We start from the raw sequence: 19,841 nt of genomic DNA, 5'->3' as shown, positions 1-19,841 counted from the left end.
GGCCCGGTGATCCGGGCCGGGCACGCCGGGGAACTCGGGTGTCGGAACCGTCAGGCACGATGGAGACGTGCCGACTTCTTCCGCGTACTCCTCGCCGGACCGCTCGCAGGTTGAGGACTTCGTCCCCGACCCCAACCGCTGGAAGGCGCTGGCGGTCTGCCTGCTGGGCGGCGCGATGGTGCTGCTGGACGTCTCGATCGTCAACGTCGCGCTGCGCTCGATCAGCCTGGGCCTGCACGCCTCCGGCGATGCCCTCCAGTGGGTGCTGTCCGGGTACTCGCTGACCTTCGGGCTGCTGCTGGTGCCGGCCGGCCGGCTCGGTGACACCCGCGGCCGGCGCCGGATGTTCCTGATCGGCCTGGTGCTGTTCACCCTCACCAGCCTGCTGTGCGGGGCGGCGCCGAACGCCACCTGGCTGGTCATCGCCCGGTTGAGCCAGGGCCTGGCCGCCGGCCTGCTGACGCCCCAGATCAGCGCGCTGATCCAGCAGCTGTTCCGCGGCCGGGAGCGGGGCAAGGCCTTCGGCCTGTTCGGCGCCATGGTCGGCATCTCCACCGCGCTGGGCCCGCTGATCGGCGGCCTGCTGATCCAGCTGTTCGGCGAGTCCGACGGCTGGCGCTACGTCTTCTTCGTCAACCTGCCGATCGGCCTGGTCACGGTGCCGTTCGCGCTGCGGCTGCTGCCGCAGGCCTCGGACGAACAGCGCGGCCGGCGGCACGACCTGGACCCGGTGGGGGTGCTGCTGCTCGGCGCCGGCGTGGTGGTGCTGCTGCTGCCGTTCGTGCAGGAGCAGCAGTGGCACGGCAGCGCCAAGTGGCTGCTGGTGCCGCTGGCGGCCCTGCTGCTGGCCGGCTTCGTGGCCTGGGAGGCGCGCTACCGGCGCGCCGGCCGGGAGTCCCTGGTGGACCTGGCGCTGTTCGGCCGCCGGTCGTTCTCCTTCGGCACCTCGATGATCACCGTCTATTTCGCCGGGTTCACCGCGCTGTTCTTCGTGCTGACCCTGCTGCTGCAGTTCGGCCTGGGGTACTCGGCCCTGCTGGCCGGCCTCACCACGCTGCCGTTCGCGGTCGGGTCGGGGCTGGCGGCCGGGGTGTCCGGCCGGGTGGTGCACCGGTTCGGCCGGCGGCTGGTGCTGCTCGGGCTGGTGCTGGTGACGCTGGGCTACCTGGGCGTGATCGGGGTGGTCCGCGAGGTGCCCGAGCACCTGACCGGCTGGGTGCTGATCGCGCCGCTGCTGATCGGCGGCATCGGCTCGGGCATGGTGATCGCCCCGAACCAGACCCTGACGCTGTCCGAGGTGCCGGTCAGCCAGGGCGGCACGGCCGGCGGGCTGATCCAGGTGGGCCAGCGGATCGGCTCGGCGATCGGCATCGCAGCCGTCGGGTCGGTGTTCTACGCCCAGCTGGCGGCCAGCCACGGCAACTACAACCAGGCGCTGCAGCACGGCCTGCTGATCGCGGTGCTGTTCCTGGTGCTGGCCCTGGTGCTGGCCGCCGCCGACCTGCTGGTGCGCGACCGGGCCACCGGAGCGGACCTGGCCGGCGACGGCGCCCGGGCGGTCGCCTGACCTCGGCCAGCTGACCCGCCGCTGCCGGTACGGCATGGCTGACCGGCCGGGTGCGGCATGGCCGGAAAAGTACCGCCGGGTAGTGGTATTCGACACTGTGTTCGATTACACTTCAGCGCATGAGGCAGCCAGCGCAGCGGACGGCGAGCCGTCCGGCAGGCCGGGGCACCCGGTGACCGAGGTCGCCGCCGGCAGCCTCGCGGCCCGCCGGCGCCGGGCGGCAACGATGCGGTCCGCGACGCTCGGCGTGCCGAGCCTCACGGCGGCGGGAGATCCCGCGGACCCGGGTGAGGCGGCCGGCCGGGCGGAACTGGTGGTGCTGCTGCCCAGCACCGATGCCGCCACCGTCCTGCTGCTGTGTAGCGAGGCGGCCGAGCTGACGGGTTGACCAACGCCCCCCGAGTCCCGGTCGCGGCCGGCCGAGCCCCCTCGATCTCGCAAAGCCGCTCGCGACGGCCCGTACCCTTGACGTTATGTCCTCGCCGGCGGAGCAGTATGCGCACTCTCGTCAGCGGATGAAGTACCCGAAGGTCTCGGAGTTCCAGGCCGGCTACAGCTTCGACCTCGACGACTTCCAGGTGCAGGCCTGCCGGGCGCTGGAAGAGGGCTACGGGGTGCTGGTTTGCGCGCCCACCGGGGCCGGCAAGACCGTGGTCGGGGAGTTCGCGATCTACCTGGCGCTGGCGATGGGGCAGAAGTGCTTCTACACCACCCCGATCAAGGCGCTGTCCAACCAGAAGTACAACGACCTGCTGCAGCGCTACGGGCCGGCCAACGTCGGACTGCTGACCGGCGACAACGCGATCAACCCGTTCGCGCCGATCGTGGTGATGACCACCGAGGTGCTGCGCAACATGCTCTACGTGGGCAGCGACGCCCTGGCCGGCCTCGGGTTCGTGGTGATGGACGAGGTGCACTACCTCGGTGACCGGTTCCGCGGCGCGGTCTGGGAAGAGGTGATCATCCACCTGCCCGACTCGGTGCGGCTGGTGTCGCTGTCGGCGACGGTGTCCAACGCCGAGGAGTTCGGCGACTGGCTGGTCGAGGTGCGCGGCGACACCCGGGTGATCGTGCACGAGGAGCGGCCGGTGCCGCTGTGGCAGCACATGCTGGTGGGCAACCGGATGTTCGACCTGTTCGCCGAGAACGCCGAGCCGGCCGCCGGGACCCAGCCCAACCCGGACGGTCCGGGCTCGGGAACTGTCCGGGACAGCGTCCGGGTCGACCCGACCCTGCTGCGCTACGTCCGGGACCGGATGCGCACCACCGACCTCGCCCCGGCGCGACATTCTGGTGGCGGCCGGGACCGCTACCGCGGTGGCCCGGGGCCGCGCTGGCGCCCGCCCTCCCGGCCGGAGGTGATCAGCCGGCTGGACCGGGAGGGGCTGCTGCCGGCCATCACCTTCCTGTTCAGCCGGGCCGGCTGCGACGCCGCCGTCCGGCAGTGCGTGGCCGCCAACCTGCGGCTGACCACCGACGACGAGCGCGAGGACATCCGGCTGCTGGTGGAGAACCGGACGGCGAGCCTGGCCGCCGAGGACCTCGACGTGCTGGGCTACTGGGAGTTCTCCGAGGGCCTGCAGCGGGGTATCGCCGCCCACCACGCGGGCATGATCCCGGCGTTCAAGGAGGTGGTGGAGGAGCTGTTCGTGCGCGGGCTGGTGCGGGTGGTGTTCGCCACCGAGACCCTCGCGCTGGGCATCAACATGCCGGCCCGGACGGTGCTGCTGGAACGGCTGGTCAAGTTCAACGGCGAGACGCATGCCGACCTGACGCCGGGGGAGTACACCCAGCTCACCGGACGGGCCGGCCGTCGCGGCATCGACGTGGAGGGCCACGCGGTGGTGCAGTGGAGCCCCGAGGTCGACCCGGCCCGGGTGGCGGGCCTGGCCTCCACCCGCACCTACCCGCTGCGCTCGTCGTTCCGGCCGTCCTACAACATGGCGATCAACCTGGTGTCCCAGGTCGGCCGCGACACCGCCCGGGCGCTGCTGGAGTCCTCCTTCGCCCAGTTCCAGGCCGACCGGTCGGTGGTCGGCCTGATCCGCCAGATCAGCCGCAACGACAAGGCGCTGGCCGACTTCGAGAACCGGATGCACTGCCACCTGGGCGACTTCGGCTCCTACCAGGAGCTGCGTACCCGGATCTCGGAGCGGGAGAAGTCGCTGAGCCGCAAGGGAGCCTCCGACCGCCGCGCGGCGGTGGTGCAGTCGATGGAGGCACTGCGGCCCGGGGACGTGATCCGGATCCAGGCTGGCCGGCGCGCGGGCCTGGCGGTGGTGGTAGACCCGGGCCTGTCGCCGATCGCCGACCCCCGACCGCTGGTGGTCACCGAGGACCGCTGGGCGGGCCCGGTCACCCCGCTGGACTTTCCGCACGCCGTCGAGGTGCTCGGCCGGCTGCCGGTCACCAGGCACTTCAACCACCGCAGTCCGGCCGCCCGGCGCGACCTCGCCTCCTCCATCCGCAACCTCCGGATCGCCGACCAGCCGGCCTCCCGGCGCCGGGACCGCACCGGTGCGGCCGACGACGCGGAACTCGCCAGCCTGCGGGCGGCGCTGCGCGCCCACCCGTGCCACGGCTGCCACGACCGCGAGGAGCACGCCCGGTGGGCCGAGCGAGCCGGCCGGCTGCGCCGGGAGAACGAGGCGCTGCGGCAGCGGGCCGAGGGCCGCACCCACTCGCTGTCGCGTACCTTCGACCAGGTCTGCGCGCTGCTCACCGAACGCGGCTACATGCGTCCGGCCGATCCGGACGCGGCCGACGACACCGCCGAGACCATCACCGGCGCGGGCCGGCAGCTGTCGCGGATCTGGTCGGAGTCGGACCTGCTGATCGCCGAGTGCCTGCGCAGCGGCACCTGGTCCGGGCTGGACCCGGCCGAGCTCGCCGCGGTGTGCTCGGCGATGATCTACGAGGCCCGCCGGGACGAGCCGCCGGCGCCGAAGCTGCCGGGTGGCCGGCTGCGCGAGGCACTGCACGAGACGCACCGGCTGTGGGCCGAGGTCAGCGAGGCCGAGGGCGCCCACCACCTGCCGCTGTCGCGGGAACCGGACCTCGGCTTCGTGTGGGCCAGCTACCGGTGGGCGAAGGGCGACTCGCTGGACCGGGTGCTGAACTCGATGTCCGACGACGGCACCGGGCTGCCGGCCGGCGACTTCGTGCGCTGGATGCGCCAGCTGCTCGACCTGCTCGAGCAGCTGGCCCGGGCCGACGCGATCGACCCGGCTATCCGCAACACCGCCGCGGCGGCCTGCACGGCGCTGCGCCGCGGGGTGATCGCCCAGCAACTGTAAGGCAGTCCTGGTCCGGCGGAAGGTCAGCCGGCGCGGGTCAGCCAGCGGCGCGGGCCGCCGCCTCCAGCCGCTGCCAGTAGTCGGCCAGCCAGCTGGAGTCCACGTCCGGCAGGTTGGAGTTGCCCGCCTGCAGCCCGGCGGCGCCGTCGATCAGCTCCCGGACGATGTCGGCGTGCCCGGCATGCCGGTGGGTCTCGGTGGCCATGTGCACCAGCACCCGGTGCAGCGTCACCGCGCGGTGCTCGGCCGGCCACCAGGGCACCTCGCCGACGGCATCCAACGGCAACTGCTCGATGGTCTGGTCGCTGTGCGCCCAGCTGCGGTGGTACAGCCCGACGATCTGCTCGCGGCTCTCGTCCGGGGTGGCCCACAGGTCGGCGTTGGGCTCGGCGCCGTCGTCGAACCACGGCAGCGGGATGCCGCTCGGCCGGCCGAAGGTGTCGCCGAAGTACCCGAGCTCGATGCTGGCCACATGCTTGACCAGGCCGAGCAGGTTGGTGCCGGTGGGCGTCATCGGCCGGCGGATGTCGTATTCGGACAGCCCCTCCAGCTTCCACAGCAACGCTTCCCGGCCCGCTTTCAGGTAGCGGTGCAGATCGTGCTTGGCGCTGTCGGTCATGTCCTCGGCCCCTTCGTCAGCCGGCCACCTGGGCCAGCGCGGTGGTCAGTCGCTCCATCGAGTTGGCGATGCCGAACCGCTCGCCCAGTGCTGCGAGCATCTCCGGGTCGGCCGGCTTGGCGGGGATCGCGGTCTGCAGCTCGTCCACCGGGACGTCGGTACGCCCGCGCACCACCGCCGGGGCGACCGCCAGATAGTCCAGCGAGGCCATGATCTTGGACCGGACCGGGCCGCCCATCTTCGGGTCGCCGGACTGGGCGGCCGCCACGATGTTCTCGATGGTGCCGAACTTGGCCACCACCGCCGCCGCGGTCTTGGCGCCGATGCCGGCCACCCCGGGCAGCCCGTCGGACGGGTCGCCGCGCAGCATCGCGAAGTCGGCGTAGTGGCCGGCCGGGATGCCGTACTGGGCCTGCACCTCCTCCGGGGTGAAGATCACCATGTTGGACAGTCCCTTGCCGGTGTAGAGCACCCGCACCTTGTCGGTGGCCAGGTCGATCAGGTCCCGGTCGCCGGACACCACGTCCACCTCGATGCCGCGGCCGCCGTAGCGGTGCGCCAGGGTGGCGATCACGTCGTCGGCCTCGAACCCTTCGGCGCCGACCGCACACAGCCCCGCCGCCTTGAGCACCGCGAGCAGGATCGGCACCTGCGGCTCGAGCAGGTCGGGCACCTGTTCCACGTCCGGGGTGCCGGCGCCGGTGGTGTACTCCACCCGGTGCGCCTTGTAGGAGGGCAGCAGCGCCACCCGGAACGCCGGGCGCCAGTCGTAGTCCAGGCAGGCGACGAAGTCGGTGGGCCGGTAGCGGGTGATCAGGGTGGCGACCATGTCGCTGAAGCCGCGGACGGCGTTGACCGGCATCCCGTCCGGCGCGGTCACGGTGTCGGGCACGCCGTAGAAGGCGCGGAAGTACAGGCTGGCTGAGTCCAGCAGCATCACACGGCTCACCGGGCACACGATAACCATTGCGCGCCGGCAAACCACCGCGGGCGCTGGCAAACCACCGCAGGGGCTAGCGTCCTCCCATGGTGTATGTGATCGGCGAGGCGCTGATCGACCTGGTGATGGCGCCCGCTGGCGGGCCGGGGCCGACCGGCTACCTCGCCCATCCCGGCGGCAGCCCGTACAACGTCGCGATCGGGCTGGCCCGGCTCGGGCAGCCGGCTCGACTGCTGGCCCGGCTGTCCGGCGACGCCTTCGGCCGGCAGCTGCGGGCGCACGCCGAGGCCAACGGCGTGGACCTGTCCTGCGCGGTGGACGCCGCCGAGCAGTCCACGCTGGCCGTGGTCAGCCTGGACGCCGAGCGCAACGCCGAGTACGACTTCTACCGCACCGGCACCGCGGACTGGCAGTGGAGCGACGCCGAGCTGGACCGGATCCCGGCCGACGCGTCCTGGCTGCACACCGGCTCGCTGGCGTCCTGGACCGAGCCCGGGGCCGGCGTGATCGCCGGCCAGCTGCGCCGGCGCCGGCAGCGGCAGCCGGTGGTGGTCAGCTACGACCCGAACATCCGGCCCGCGCTGCTGCCCGACCACCGGCAGGCACTCGACCGGGTCGAGGCGATGGTGCGGCTCGCCGACGTGGTGAAGGCCTCCGCCGAGGACCTGGCCTGGCTCTATCCCGGACGGGGCGCCGACGAGGTGCTGCGGCACTGGCGCGGGCTGGGGACCGCCGTGGTGGTGATGACCGACGGCGGGCGCGGGGCCCGGTTCCTGGCCGGCCAGTCAGCCGCCGACGGCGAGGTGGCGACGGTGCCGGGCCGGCCGGTCGAGGTGGTCGACACCGTCGGCGCCGGTGACGCGTTCATGGCCGGGCTGATCAACGCGCTGGTCGCCGGCGGGTTCGCCCCCGGGGCCGGGTCAGCGGTGGCGCCCGCGGTCGCCGAGGCCGTCCTGGTAGCAGCGCTGACCTGCGCCCGGGCCGGCGCCAACCCGCCGACCGCGGCCGAGCTGGCCGCCGCGCGGGACCAGCGGGACTAGCCGCCCCGCAAGACCCAGCCGCCCCGCAAAGACCAATCGCCCGGCACGACCGGTCGGCGCGAGACCAGCCGCGCGACAAGGACCGGTCGGGCTCAGCTGGCCGGGTCGGCCACCGGCTCCGGATTGGCGTACTCGCTGGCCGCGGCGACCGTGCTGCCCCGTACCACCAGCTCGGTCTCGAGCACCACGTCGGTGGGCTCGGCATCGGTGACCAGCGCCGACAGCAGCGACTGGGCCAGCAGCGCGCCCTGCTCGCCGACCGGCTGGCGCATCGTGGTCAGGTCCATCAGGCTCGCAGTGGCGTGGTCGTCGAAGCCGATCACCGCGATGTCCTCGGGCACCCGCAGCCCGGACCGCCGGATGGCACGGATCGCGCCGTAGGCCATCTCGTCGGACTCGGCGAACACCGCGGTCGGCCGCTCGGCGCGCCGCAGCAGCTGCAGCATCGCGGCCTCGCCGCCCTCGACGGTGAAGTAGCCCAGGCACTCCAGCTCCTCGGGCGGGCGCACCCCGGCCGCCAGCAGCGCGTTGCGGTAGCCGGTGCCGCGATGGTGCGGCGGGGTGAAGCGCATCGGGTCGTCGGTGTCGCCGCCGATCAGCGCGATGCGCCGGTGGCCCAGCGACAGCAGGTGCTCCACCGCGGTGCGGGCCGCCGCCTCGTCGTCGATCCGCACCGAGGACAGCCCCGGGTGCTTGACGCCCAGCACCCCGACCGGCAGTTCCAGGGTGTGCAGGGCCGCCACCTCGTCGTCGGTGAGCGCCAGGCTGACCACCAGCACCGCGTCCACCCGCTTGCGCACCGGCAGTACCGAGAAGAACCGTTCCCGGCCGTCGCTGTCGCCCAGGTTGTGCAGCAGCAGGTCGTAGCCGGCGGCGCTGAGCACCGACTCGACCGCGCCGAGCACCTCGGCGAAGAACCACCGGTTGACGAACGGGACCACCACGCCGAGGGTGGAGGACCGGCCGCTGGCCAGCCGCGCCGCGAACGGCGAGGCGACGTAGTCCAGCTCCCGGGCTGCTGAGAGGACCTTGTCGCGGGTGGCCGCGGCCACGTCGGGAAGCCCGCGCAGCGACCGGGACACGGTGGCTATCGAGACGCCCGCCAGCTTTGCTACGTCCTCGATACTGGCTGACATGGGACAAGCCTCCTGAAAGTCTTTACAGCACCGTATTCCATGGGACACACCAGGGCCAGCGTGAGCGCCTCGACCCCCACAGACCCGGCTGGCACACTCGCATGGTGCGCACCCTGCTGATCAACGGGCGGATCTACAGCCCGTGGGCTCGCGACGCCAGCGCCATGCTGGTGACGGACTCCGAGGTGGCCTGGCTCGGCGAGGACGCCTCCGCCACGACCATGTCGGCCGACCGCACCGTTGATCTTGACGGAGCCCTGGTGATCCCGGCGTTCGTCGACTCACATTTTCACACCACCGATACCGGACTGTCACTGAGCGGGCTGGAGTTGGGGACCGCTGGCACGCTGGCCGAGGCGCTGCGGGCCGTCGAGCGGGCCGCCCGGGCCAGCGGCGGCCGGCCGCTGCTGGGCTCGGGATGGGACGAGACCCGCTGGCCGGAGGGCCGGGCGCCGACCGCCGCCGAACTGGACCGGGCCAGCTACGGCGGGGTGGTCTACCTGGCGCGCACCGACGCCCATTCCGCCGTGGTGTCCTCGGCGCTGCTGGCCTCGGTGCCGGGCATCGCCGGCCTGGACGGCTACTCCCCGGACGGCCGGCTGACCAAGGCCGCCCATCACGCCGCCCGGGCGGTCGCCCGCTCGGCCATCACCGCCGGCCAGCGCGCCGAGCTGCACCGGACCGCGCTGCGGCACGCGGCCGCCTGCGGGGTGGCCGCGGTGCACGAGATGGCGGGGCCGGAGATCTCCAGCGCCGAGGACCTGGCCGCGCTGCTGGCGCTGGTGCGGGAAGCCGGCGAGCCCTATCCGGAGGTGTACGGGTACTGGGGCGAGCTGCGCGGTGCCGCGGCGGCGGCCGAGCTGGGCGCGATCGGCGCCGGCGGCGACCTGTTCTGCGACGGCTCGATCGGCTCGCACACCGCCGGGATGCTCGAGCCCTACGTCGACCGGCCCGGTGAGTGCGGTTACCTGCGTTACGAGACCGCCGAGCTCGCCGAGCACCTCGTCGAGTGCACCGAGGCCGGCCTGCAGGGCGGCTTCCATGCCATCGGGGACGCCGCCACCGGCCAGGTGGTGGACGCGATGCGGCTGGCCGCCGAGCGGCTCGGCGCCCGGGTGGCCACTGCCGGGCACCGGATCGAGCACGCCGAGCTGATCACCGACGTCCCGGCGCTGGCGGCCAGCGGGCTGATCGCCTCGGTGCAGCCGGCCTTCGACGCCACCTGGGGCGGCGCGCACGGCATGTACGCCCAGCGGCTGGGCGCCGAGCGGGCCGGCCGGCTCAACCCGCTGGCGGCGCTGGCCGCCGCCGGCACGCCGCTGGCCTTCGGCGCCGACTCCCCGGTCACCCCGGTGGACCCGTGGGGCGCGGTCCGAGCCGCCATCCACCCGACCAACCCGGCGCACGCGCTGAGCCCGCGGGCGGCCCTGGCCGCGCACACCCGGGGCGGCTGGCGGGCGGCCCGGGCCGAGCAGGACTCCTCCGGGGTGCTGGCTCCCGGCTCGCCGGCCAGCTACGCGGTGTTCGCCGCCGGCCCGCTGGCGGTGGACGCCGCCGACGAGCGGCTGTCGCGGTGGAGCACCGACGAGCGCTCCGGCGTGCCCGGCCTGCCCGACCTCATCCCTGGCCGGGAGTTGCCGCGCTGCCTGCGCACCGTGGTCCGGGGCCGGCAGATCTTCGACTCCGGTGAGCTGGCATGAGGTACCGGCTGCTGCTGGCAGCCGTTGCCGGCCTGCTGGGATCGGCGGCCTTCCCCAAGCCCGGCATCTGGCCGCTGGCCTTCCTGTCGGTGGCGGGGCTGTCGGTGGCGGTCGCCGGCCAGCGGTCCCGGCGCGGCGCGCTGCTCGGCCTGGTGTACGGGGCGGGGTTGTTCGGCCCGATGCTGCACTGGACCTCGACCTATGTCGGCGCGCTGCCCTGGCTGATCCTGGTGTTCTCCCAGACCTGGTTCCTGGCCTTGCTCGGCGCCGCGCTGCCGGTGGTGCAGCGCCACCGGTTCGGCGCGGTGACCAGCGCGGCGCTGTGGGTGGCCGAGGAGGCGGCCCGGGACCGGTTGCCGTTCGGCGGCTTTCCGTGGGGCCGGTGGGCGTTCAGCCAGGCCAGCTCGCCGCTGCGGTGGTTCGCGGCCCTGGGCGGCGCGCCGCTGGTGACCTTCGCGGTGGCGCTGACCGGCACCCTGCTGGCCGCCACCGTGCTGGCCTGGGCTGGGCTGGGCTGGGCCTCCGAACGCCGGTCACTGCCACCACCGGTGCGGGGCCGGCTGCCGCTCCGGACCGCCGGGCAGCTGGCCGCCGCCGTGCTGGTGCTGCTGATCGGCGGGCTGCTGGCCTATCCGCTGCGGCCGTCCGCACAGTCCGACCGCAGCACCACGGTGGCCGCGATCCAGGGCAACGTGCCCGACCGCGGGCTGGAGTTCAACGCCCGCCGCCGCCAGGTGCTGGACAACCACGTGGCCCAGACGCTGAAGCTGGCCGCCGACATCAAGGCCGGCCGGCTGGCCCGGCCGTCACTGGTGCTGTGGCCGGAGAACGCCTCCGACATCGACCCGACCACCAACCCCGACGCCGCGGCGGTGATCCAGCGGGCGGTGGACGCGGTCGGCGTGCCGATCCTGGTGGGAGCCCTGATCGACGGCCCGGGCCCGGACCACGTCACCAACGCCGGCATCGTCTGGATGCCGACCGGCTCCGCGGCGCCCGGCCCCGGCCAGCGCTACGTCAAGCGGCACCCGGTGCCGTACGGGGAGTACATCCCACTGCGGTCGCTGGCCCGCGCGGTGAGCAGCAAGGTGGACCTGGTGGGCCGGGACATGGTGGCCGGCGGAGGCAACGGCCTGCTGACCCAGACCCCGTACCCGGTCGGGGACGTGATCTGCTTCGAGATCGCCTACGACTCGCTGGTCACCTCCTCGGTCCGGGCCGGCGCCCGGTTGCTGGTGGTGCAGACCAACAACGCCACCTTCGGGCACAGCGCCGAGACCTACCAGCAGCTGGCGATGACCCGGCTGCGCGCCATCGAGCACGCCCGCACCGTGGTGCAGGTGGCGACCAGCGGCAAGTCGGCGATCATCGGCCCGGACGGCGCCACGGTGGCCGAGTCCGGCCCGCTGTACACCGCCGACGTGCTGGTGCGGACGGTGCCGCTGTCCGGTTCGACTACGCTGGCCACCCGGACGGGAGCCGCCGCCGAATGGGTGCTGACGGCACTGGGCCTGCTCGGGCTGGTGGTCGGCGTCCGGCGTAGCGACCGCACCAGGCAGACCGAGCGCCAGCCGGGACGACAGGGAAGGGGAACGGGTGACCGAGGCCGAGAGCGGGTCGTCAGCAGAACCGGGGGAGCAGCTCCGGACGCTGGTGATCATCCCGACCTATAACGAGCGCGAGAACCTGCCGCTGATCCTGCAGCGGCTGCGCACCGCGGTACCCGAGGCGGACGTCCTGGTCGTCGACGACAGCAGCCCGGACGGCACCGGGACGCTGGCCGACAAGATCGCCGCCGAGGACTCGCACGTCGAGGTGCTGCACCGCGACCAGAAGGCGGGCCTGGGGGCGGCCTACGTGGCCGGCTTCCGGCACGGCCTGGCCGCCGGCTACCAGGTGCTGGTCGAGATGGACGCCGACGGTTCGCACGCCCCGGAACAGCTGCCCCGGCTGCTGACCGCGCTCGACCATGCCGACCTGGTGCTGGGGTCGCGCTGGGTGACCGGTGGCCAGGTGCTGAACTGGCCGCGGTCGCGGCGGCTGCTCTCGCGCGGCGGCAACCTCTACACCCGGCTGGCGCTGGGCATCGACCTGCACGACGCCACCGGCGGCTACCGGGCCTACCGGCGCTCGGTGCTGCAGACCATCGACCTGTCCGCGATCGCCTCGGAGGGCTACTGCTTCCAGGTGGACCTGGCCTGGCGGGCGGTGCAGGCCGGCTTCCGGGTCATCGAGGTGCCGATCACGTTCGCCGAGCGGGTCCGGGGCGAGTCGAAGATGAGCGGCGACATCGTCCGGGAGGCGCTGTTGCGGGTCACCGAATGGGGTGCCGCGCACCGGCTGGCCCAGCTCAAGCGGCTGGTCACCCGCCGCTAGTCCTTCCGGCTGCCTCCGTGCGCCGCCGGAAGCCATTCCGTATCCGTTTCGCGCGCCCTGGCGTTCCTAATGGATACCGAATCCGGACCTGGACGGATCCCTGAGATCCGGACGCAAGCGAATACGGGAGCCGGAAGCGAACGGCGCCGGCAAAGAGTTCGGCCGGCCCAGAAAACTGGGCCGGCCGATGCCGTGCGAGGTGACCGGCTGCGCACCGATCACGGAACTTCTCAGGCGGTCTTGGGCGACTTGGTGCCGGGCCCGCCACGCCGTGCCCGCAGCACGTCCAGGCGCTCGGCGAGCACCTCTTCGAGGTCGGCGATGGTGCGCCGCTCGATCAACATGTCCCAGTGGGTACGCGGGGCCTTGGTCTTCTTGGGCTCCGGCTCGGGCAGGTCGACCGCCTTGGCGGTGGTGCCGTCCAGCCGGCATTCCCAGGTGGGCGGCAGTTCGGCGTCGTGGGCGAACGGCACGCTGAACTCGTGGTCGCGCTCGCACCGGAATCTAATGAGCTGACGCGGCGCAGGCTCCGCGGCGTATTCGGTTTCGTAACTGATGGCGCCGAGGCGGCTGCCCCGGAGTACACGATCGGCCATTGTCTTCACTCCTCACCCAGGCTTGGGTACCGAGTTACCAACGGACGGACCCGGCGGATAATTCCCTGAGCCTATCGACAGTACTCGCCCGGACTCCAGGTCCGCTGCCCCGCTCCGTCCGTTTTGCCGGGATCACCGCTGGGACTGAGACCCATCTCTCGTCCGGCCGCTCATCATCCGCCCAGTGGCGTCAATCCAGGATGAGTTGCTCGCCCAGTTCCAGCTCGCCGAGCTCGCCACGGCGGTAGTGCGCCCGGCACAGCACCTGGTAGCGGACCTCGTGGGCTGCCGACGCGACGGTGTCGGCGACCAGCACCGTGTCGCCCTCCCGGGTGATCCGGCCGCCGATCACCCGGGCGTTGTGCCGGCCGGGCAACCCGCACCAGCACAGCACCTCGACCTGGATCTCGGAGATCTCGTCGGCCAGCTCCATCAGCCGCTTGGCACCCGGCAGCAGCAGGCTGCGGAAGTCGGTGGCCAGGCCGAAGCAGTAGACGTCGACGTGGTACTCGTCGACCAGTTCGGCCAGCTGGTCGACGTGCTCGGGCTCGAGGAAGCCAGCCTCGTCGACGATCAGGTAGTCCACCCGGCGGCCGCGCGCCCAGTGCTCGCGGACCAGCCGGCGCATGTCCAGGGAGTCGGTGACCTCGATGGCGTCGTGGCTGAGCCCCACCCGGGTGGTGACCAGGGCGCCGCCGGAGCGGTCGTAGCGGGTCAGGATCAGCCCGGACCGGCCCTGCCGGGCATGGTTGTGGTTCATCTGCAGCGCCAGGGTGGACTTGCCGCAGTCCATCGGCCCGTAGAAGAACTTCAGGTGGGCCGGCATCGAGATCTCGCGGCGGTTGCCGGCCGCGGGCACCGCGGCCAGGGCACTGTCGCGGCCCGGCTGGCCGTCGGCGAGGGTTGCAGGCACGGCTCGCGAGGGTACTCGCCGCCTGGCCGGCATGGGGCGGCACCCGCCCGGCAGCCGGTCAGACCCGGTCGGGGGCGACGTTGCCGGCCTGGCAGATCGCCGCCCGCAGCGGCACCCGGGCCAGCAGCACGAAACCGGCGACGAAGAAAACCACCAGCGACACCAGCGCGCTGCGGTAGGAGCCGCTGAGCTGGTAGGCCAGCCCGAAGATCAGCGGCCCGAGCCAGGACGTCCCGGAGTCGCTGATCTCGTAGAAGCCGAAGTACTCAGCCTCCGAGCCGGCCGGGATCAGCCGGGAGAACATCGAGCGGGACAGTGCCTGGCTGCCGCCCAGCACCACCGCGATCCCGACGGCCAGCAGGTAGAACTGCCAGGCCGTCCCGGCCCGGACCAGGTAGGCGGCCAGCACCAGCAGCAGCCAGGCCACCAGCGAACCGAGCACCACCCGCTTGGCGCCGAACCGCTCGGCGAGCCGGCCCAGCCACAGCGCGCCGCCGAAGGCGACGAACTGCACCAGCAGGATCGCCGACAGCAGCACGGTGTCGTCGAGGTGCAGTTCCTTGTCGCCGTACTGCGCGGCGATCGTGGTGACGGTCTGGATGCCGTCGTTGTAGACCAGGAACGCCAGCAGGAAGGCCACCGTCAGCGGGTAGCGGCGCACCCCGGCCAGGGTCCGGCGCAGCTGCCGGAACCCGGCCAGCAGCACCGGTTCGGCGCCGGACGAGGCTTCGGTCCGGGGCAGGCCCGCCAGCAGCTGCCACGACCGGAGGTTGAACAGCGCCCACCACAGGCCCGCCGAGCACAGCGAGATGCGGGCCAGCAGGGCCTTGTCGTCCAGGAACAGGCTGAGCAGGAAGTCCCCGGCCAGCAGCAGGCCGCCGCCGACGTAGGCCAGCGCCCAGCCGGTCGAGGACACCCGGTCCCGCTCGGCGGTGCCGGACACGTCGACCAGCAGCGCGTAGTTGACCACCGTGGCGCACGAGTACCCCAGGAACGCCACCACGAACAACACCGCACCGAGCTGCCAGTTGCCCCCGCGCACCGCGAACATCGCCACGCAGGCCGCCGCACCCAGCCAGCCGAAGCCGAGCAGGATCTCCCGCTTGGCCCCGGTCCGGTCGGCGATCGCGCCCACCACCGGCATCGCCACCACCAGCAGCACCGTGGCGAAGGACACCAGGTAGGCGAACAGGCTGCCCGGCGCCACCGGGATGCCCACCACCGACACCCGGCCGGCCTTGCCGACCGCGTTCTCGGCCAGCGAGGTCAGGTACCGGCCCATGAACACCGTGACCACGATGGTGGGGAAGACGTGGCTGCCCCAGCCGTAGAGATACCAGCCGCGCCGGTGCCGCAGCACCGCGCCGGCCGGTGCGGTCCCCAGCTCCGTCATGCCGGCCACTGGCCCCGCTCGCGCAGCACGTCGCGCAGCAGGTCGGCCCGGTCGGTCATGATCGCGTCCACCCCGAGGTCGAGCAGCCGCACCATCTCGGCCGGCAGGTTCACCGTCCAGACGTGCACCTCGATGCCGCGGGCCCGGGCCGCGGCCAGGAACCGGGGCCCGACCACCTGCAGCGGCCCGAGCCGGGCCGGCACCTGGGCGGCCAGGCCGGCGCTCCCGGGCGGCCCGGCGAACGGTCCATTGGTACGGCGGAGCGGGCCGGCGACCGAGCCGAGGAAGCCGAGCCGGCCGTGCCGCAACGCCGCCACCTCAACCGGCGAGAGCGCGCTGGCGGTGCCGGGCGCGGCCAGCCGGCGCAGCCGCCGCAGCCGGCCGGCGGAGAAGGTCGCCAGCCGCACCCGGTGCCAGGCGTTGGTACGCCGGATCGCCTCCAGGGTGGGTTCCACCGCCGCGTCGCACTTGACGTCGATGTTGACGCTCACCCCGCCGAAGGACGACAGCACCTCCTCCAGCCGGGGAATCGGTTCCCGGCCCCGGATCCGGGCGGCGCTGACCTGCCGCCAGCTCAGCTGCCGCAGCCGGCCCGAGGAGGTGGTGACCCGGTCCAGCATTTCGTCGTGGAAGGCCAGCGCCACCCCGTCCGCGGTGACCCGCGCGTCGGTCTCCAGATGCCGGTAGCCGAGGTCGACCGCGGCCTGGAACGCCGCCATCGAGTTCTCGGCGCCGTCCGGGGAGAAGCCCCGGTGCGCGATGCCGATCGTCAAGGAGAACCAGCCGCAGCGACGTTCAGCCGGCCTGCGGCAGTCCCAGCAGCTGGCGCAGGTAGCGGACCGGCGGCGAGCCGTAGTCGAGGATCTCGTCGTGCAGCTGCCGGTCCGACCAGTCCGGATGTGCCCGGCGCAGGTCGGTGACCAGCTCGCGGACCTCGACGTAGCCGACGAAGTAGGTGCACAGCTGGGTCGAGGTCAGCTGCACCCGGCGCCACTTGCCGGCCGCCTCGCCTTCCTCCTGGTAGCCGCGCACCGTCATCAGCTCCATCGCGCCGCGCTCGTCCAGGTCGCCGGCGTGGAAGGAGATGTCCATGATGGTGTTGAGCACGGCCCGCAGCTGCATCTTCAGCTGCTGCATCCGCACCGCCGCGGCCGCCGCCGTAGAGATGTCGCTGCGGTAGCCGCGGGCGGCCATCAGCTCCTCGGCATAGGTGGCCCAGCCCTCGATGAACGAGCCGCTGCCGAACACCCCGCGAACCGGGTTGCTGCCGGAGTAGCGGTGGGCGTGCGAGAGCTGCTCGACGTGCCCGGGCATCGCCTCGTGGATGGTGAGGTTGTGCAGCATGTGGTTGTTGTACTCGCGGTAGAACGACCGGACTCGTTCTTCCGACCAGTCCTTCGGGGTGGGCGAGACCGCGAACTGGGTGGCCAGCGGCGCGGTCTCCAGCGCGCCGACCGCGACGCAGTACGCCACCGCCACGCCCCGGTCGATCTCGGGCATCTCGATGACGTCCACCGGGTCGTCGAGCAGGGTGACCAGCTCGTGCTGGCGGACGAACTCGGTGGTTTCGGCAAGGGCCTCCCGGCACAGCTGCAGGATAGTGTCGCTGGTGGGGACGTCGGCGGCCAGCCGGGCGTACTCGGCGGCGATCGCGTCCCGGTCCACGTTCGCCGAACCGGTGGTGCGTCCGACCAGCTCGGTCAGTTCCGCCTCGATCCGGTCCAGGTCGCGGTAGGCCTGCTCCAGCAGCTTGTCCGGTTGCCACGGGGTGGCCAGGATCAGCTCCAGCTTGCGGGCGAACAGCTCGGCGCCGAGCCGGGCGGAGCGGTGCGCGTTCGGCAGCTCGCCGCGCAACCAGTCCTGGTGGGTCCGCACCGCCGTGGCCGCCCGGCTGATCTCCTCCGACAGGTCGAGGTCGCTGCCGGCCTGGGCGAGCGCCGCCGGCACCTCGGACTCGATCAGGGCCAGGGTGCCCTCCAGCTGCCCGATGGCGGTCTCGACGTGGATCCGGGGCATGTCGCCCAGCCGGGCGCGGGCCGCCTCGAGGTAGTCGGGCACCCCGCGCAGCCGGCCGGCCAGGTTGGCCAACCGCTCCGGTAGCGGCGCGAACTCGCGCGACAACAACCCGTACAGCGCCTGTCCGGGGTTGTGCCGCATCGGGTTCCAGCCGGCCTCGTCGATCTCGGCCAGCCCGTGCAGCTCGCTCTGGGCAGCCGTTCGCAGGATGTCCCGGTCGACCGCGTCGGCGGTGTCGAACTCCCCGGCCGGCAGCTCGTCCAGCGAGGTGATCAGGGTGGTCAGCTCGGCCTGGCGGCGCTCCTGGGCAGCCGTCGACGGATCGCCGAGCCGGTCGTCGTGGCTGTGCTCACCGAGAAAGGTTGCTTCGTCGGGATATGCCGCGCAATAGGAGGTGACTGCATCGTCGGCGATTTTGGTGAAATTCTCTGCGGCGGTGGGGTTTTCGGGAGTCATGCGCAGACGGTAGTAGGCCATTTCGCTTCTGGCGCCAATATCAGCGAAAACTGCTCAAGATCTGAACAAAGCGCTGTAGGCATTGATAGCCGGCTGGCCGCCGAGGTGGGCGTAGAGCACCGTCGAGTCGCGTGCGATCTGTCCGGTGCTGACCAGCTCGATCAGGCCGGCCATCGACTTGCCCTCGTAGACCGGGTCGATGATCATCCCCTCCAGCCGGCCGGTCAGCCGCATTGCCTCTAAGGTGGATTCAACCGGAATGCCGTAATAGTCGCCGGCCCAGCCTTCCAGCACGGTGATCTCGTCGGCGCGCAGCTCGCGGCCCAGACCGATCAGGGCGGCGGTGTTGCGCGCGATCCGCTCGACCTGGTCGCGGGTCTCGGCGATCTTGGCCGAGGCGTCGATGCCGAGCACCCGGCGATGCCGCCCAGAGCCGGCCCGGCCCATTGCTTCCTCCAGCGCGGCGAAGCCGGCGATCATGCCCGCGTGGGTGGAGCCGGTCACGCTGCACACCACGATGGTGTCGAAGAAGACGCCGAGCTCGGCCTCCTGCTGGGCCACCTCGAAGGCCCAGTTCGCGAAGCCCAGGCCGCCCAGCCGGTGGTCGGATGCGCCGGCCGGAATCGGGTACGGCACGCCGCCGGCGTCGCGGATCTCGGCCAGCGCGTTCTCCCAGCTCTCCTTGAAGCCGATGCCGAAGCCGGCCTCGACCAGCTCGACGTGGGCGCCCATGATCCGCGACAGCAGGATGTTGCCGACCCGGTCGTTGACCGCGTCCGGCCAGTTCACCCAGCTCTCCTGCACCAGCCGGGCCTGCAACCCCAGCTTCGCCGCCACCGCCGCGACCTGGCGGGTGTGGTTGGACTGCACGCCGCCGATCGAGACCAGATGGGTGGCGCCCTGGGCCAGCGCGTCCGGAACCAGGTACTCGAGCTTGCGGGTCTTGTTGCCGCCGAAGGCCAGCCCCGAGTTGCAGTCCTCCCGCTTGGCCCAGACCTGCGCCCCGCCCAGGTGTGCGGACAACCGCTCCAGCGGGTGCACCGGGCTCGGCCCGAACAGCAGCGGGTGACGCGGGAAGTCGGACAGGGCCATCGGAGGAGCCTCCTCGATATGCGCCGGAGAAGCGCTGGAAGGCTCAGCCTAGGCGGGGTGCGTGGGATGCTCGCCCGATGGCTGAGATCGAGTTCTCCTCCGACCTGGACGACATCGACTGGGCGGCGCTCAAGGACGCCCTGGTGGCCGACGACTTCGACAACCTGCGCACCCCGGAGCAGTACCGGCGCTCGCACGAGAACTCGCACGCCGTGGTGTTCGGGCGCTGCCAGGGCCGGTTCGTGGCCAACGGCCGGATCCTGAGCGACGGGGTGTGCAACGCCTACCTGGTCGACATCTGGACCGCGACACCGCACCGTCGCAAGGGAGTCGGCCGCGAGGTGGTGAACCGGCTGCTGGCCACCGTGCCCGGCCAGCACGTCGCGCTGTTCACCGACGACATGCCGGCCTTCTACCGGACGCTGGGCTTCGCCCCGCAGGTCGGCGGCATGAGCAGGATCGTCGGCACGTGGCTGTCCGGCGGCTGAGCGGGCCGGTGCCGGCGCTCGCATGCCAAGCTGGGCGCATGGCCAACGCACCCGTCGATCTCGCCCAGAAGCTGTCCGCGTTCTCCGAGCGGTGGTCTCCCAAGGTGGTCGCCCGGCTCAACGACTACGAGGTCAAGGTGGTCAAGCTCGAAGGCGAGTTCGTCTGGCACGCCCACGACGACACCGACGAGCTGTTCCTGGTGCTGACCGGCA

Annotated in this window: 17 protein-coding genes and 1 pseudogene; 9 read left to right on the top strand and 9 right to left on the bottom strand. The window is 72.5% G+C overall.

The features are described 5' to 3' along the window. Positions 1-67: 67 nt before the first annotated feature. The 3 genes from VLJ82_RS13870 to VLJ82_RS13860 all read left to right on the top strand — a co-directional run bounded on the left by VLJ82_RS13870 (position 68) and on the right by VLJ82_RS13860 (position 4,863). Positions 68-1,567: an MFS transporter gene (locus VLJ82_RS13870; RefSeq protein ID WP_408663950.1), complete on the top strand. Its 1,500-nt coding sequence runs from the start codon at positions 68-70 to the stop codon at positions 1,565-1,567. Positions 1,568-1,739: 172 nt separating this feature from the next. After that, positions 1,740-1,955 (top strand): hypothetical protein, encoded by a 216-nt coding sequence (locus VLJ82_RS13865; RefSeq protein ID WP_408663949.1) that lies wholly within the window; start codon positions 1,740-1,742, stop codon positions 1,953-1,955. An 85-nt stretch (positions 1,956-2,040) separates the two neighbouring features. Beyond that, entirely contained in the window at positions 2,041-4,863 is a 2,823-nt protein-coding gene (locus tag VLJ82_RS13860; protein ID WP_408663948.1) for a DEAD/DEAH box helicase, read from the top strand. Between the two features lie 37 nt (positions 4,864-4,900). On the opposite strand, the gene VLJ82_RS13855 is transcribed toward VLJ82_RS13860, so the two are convergent. Both VLJ82_RS13855 and VLJ82_RS13850 read right to left on the bottom strand, forming a co-directional pair. Further along, positions 4,901-5,482 (bottom strand): DinB family protein, encoded by a 582-nt coding sequence (locus VLJ82_RS13855; protein ID WP_408663947.1) that lies wholly within the window; start codon positions 5,480-5,482, stop codon positions 4,901-4,903. Positions 5,483-5,498: 16 nt separating this feature from the next. After that, positions 5,499-6,431 carry a 5'-3' exonuclease gene (locus tag VLJ82_RS13850; RefSeq protein WP_408663946.1) on the bottom strand — a complete coding sequence of 311 codons (933 nt, stop codon included), beginning with the start codon at positions 6,429-6,431 and terminating at the stop codon, positions 5,499-5,501. A 77-nt stretch (positions 6,432-6,508) separates the two neighbouring features. Here VLJ82_RS13850 and VLJ82_RS13845 point away from each other — a divergent pair, with 77 nt between their 5' ends. Next, complete coding sequence (locus tag VLJ82_RS13845) at positions 6,509-7,462, top strand: carbohydrate kinase family protein (RefSeq protein ID WP_408663945.1); 954 nt, start codon at positions 6,509-6,511, stop codon at positions 7,460-7,462. 92 nt (positions 7,463-7,554) lie between these two features. On the opposite strand, the gene VLJ82_RS13840 is transcribed toward VLJ82_RS13845, so the two are convergent. Continuing rightward, a complete protein-coding gene (locus VLJ82_RS13840; RefSeq protein ID WP_408663944.1) occupies positions 7,555-8,598 on the bottom strand; it encodes a LacI family DNA-binding transcriptional regulator in 1,044 nt (347 codons plus the stop codon). A gap of 101 nt (positions 8,599-8,699) precedes the next feature. Here VLJ82_RS13840 and VLJ82_RS13835 point away from each other — a divergent pair, with 101 nt between their 5' ends. From VLJ82_RS13835 to VLJ82_RS13825, 3 genes are read left to right on the top strand one after another with little or no spacing between them, the layout of a single operon-like run. Next, positions 8,700-10,298, top strand: a complete 1,599-nt coding sequence (locus VLJ82_RS13835) for an amidohydrolase (RefSeq protein ID WP_408663943.1) — start codon at positions 8,700-8,702, stop codon at positions 10,296-10,298. Then, complete coding sequence (gene lnt, locus VLJ82_RS13830) at positions 10,295-11,971, top strand: apolipoprotein N-acyltransferase (protein WP_408663942.1); 1,677 nt, start codon at positions 10,295-10,297, stop codon at positions 11,969-11,971. Before VLJ82_RS13835 ends, lnt begins: the two co-directional genes overlap by 4 nt. Further along, the gene (locus VLJ82_RS13825) at positions 11,895-12,674 is read left to right on the top strand and encodes a polyprenol monophosphomannose synthase (protein WP_408663941.1); all 780 of its coding nucleotides are present in this window, start codon (positions 11,895-11,897) and stop codon (positions 12,672-12,674) included. Before lnt ends, VLJ82_RS13825 begins: the two co-directional genes overlap by 77 nt. Before the next feature lie 230 nt (positions 12,675-12,904). Here the strand turns inward: VLJ82_RS13825 and VLJ82_RS13820 are convergent, their stop codons facing one another. From VLJ82_RS13820 to VLJ82_RS13795, 6 genes are all read right to left on the bottom strand, one after another. Beyond that, positions 12,905-13,270: an RNA polymerase-binding protein RbpA gene (locus VLJ82_RS13820; protein ID WP_408663940.1), complete on the bottom strand. Its 366-nt coding sequence runs from the start codon at positions 13,268-13,270 to the stop codon at positions 12,905-12,907. A gap of 190 nt (positions 13,271-13,460) precedes the next feature. Further along, the gene (locus tag VLJ82_RS13815) at positions 13,461-14,216 is read right to left on the bottom strand and encodes a thymidine kinase (RefSeq protein ID WP_408663939.1); all 756 of its coding nucleotides are present in this window, start codon (positions 14,214-14,216) and stop codon (positions 13,461-13,463) included. Between the two features lie 25 nt (positions 14,217-14,241). Next, entirely contained in the window at positions 14,242-15,576 is a 1,335-nt protein-coding gene (locus VLJ82_RS13810; protein ID WP_408663938.1) for an MFS transporter, read from the bottom strand. Continuing rightward, positions 15,573-16,295 carry a glycerophosphodiester phosphodiesterase family protein gene (locus tag VLJ82_RS13805; protein ID WP_408663963.1) on the bottom strand — a complete coding sequence of 241 codons (723 nt, stop codon included), beginning with the start codon at positions 16,293-16,295 and terminating at the stop codon, positions 15,573-15,575. The genes VLJ82_RS13810 and VLJ82_RS13805 overlap by 4 nt, the downstream gene beginning before the upstream one ends. 76 nt (positions 16,296-16,371) lie before the next feature. Beyond that, on the bottom strand, positions 16,372-18,048 hold the full coding sequence (locus tag VLJ82_RS13800) for a DUF885 domain-containing protein (protein ID WP_408663937.1): 1,677 nt from the start codon (positions 18,046-18,048) through the stop codon (positions 16,372-16,374). 54 nt (positions 18,049-18,102) lie between these two features. Beyond that, the gene (locus VLJ82_RS13795) at positions 18,103-19,140 is read right to left on the bottom strand and encodes a 1-aminocyclopropane-1-carboxylate deaminase (protein WP_408663936.1); all 1,038 of its coding nucleotides are present in this window, start codon (positions 19,138-19,140) and stop codon (positions 18,103-18,105) included. A 77-nt stretch (positions 19,141-19,217) separates the two neighbouring features. On the opposite strand from VLJ82_RS13795, the gene VLJ82_RS13790 reads away from it, so the two are divergent. Further along, on the top strand, positions 19,218-19,628 hold the full coding sequence (locus VLJ82_RS13790; RefSeq protein ID WP_408663935.1) for a GNAT family N-acetyltransferase: 411 nt from the start codon (positions 19,218-19,220) through the stop codon (positions 19,626-19,628). A gap of 38 nt (positions 19,629-19,666) precedes the next feature. Continuing rightward, positions 19,667-19,841, top strand: a pseudogene (locus tag VLJ82_RS13785) (cupin); the annotation flags it as partial.

Source organism: Jatrophihabitans sp. (assembly GCF_035474675.1).
Classification (GTDB): Bacteria; Actinomycetota; Actinomycetes; order Mycobacteriales; family Jatrophihabitantaceae; genus Jatrophihabitans_A.
This window is presented reverse-complemented; position numbering and strand designations above follow the sequence as displayed.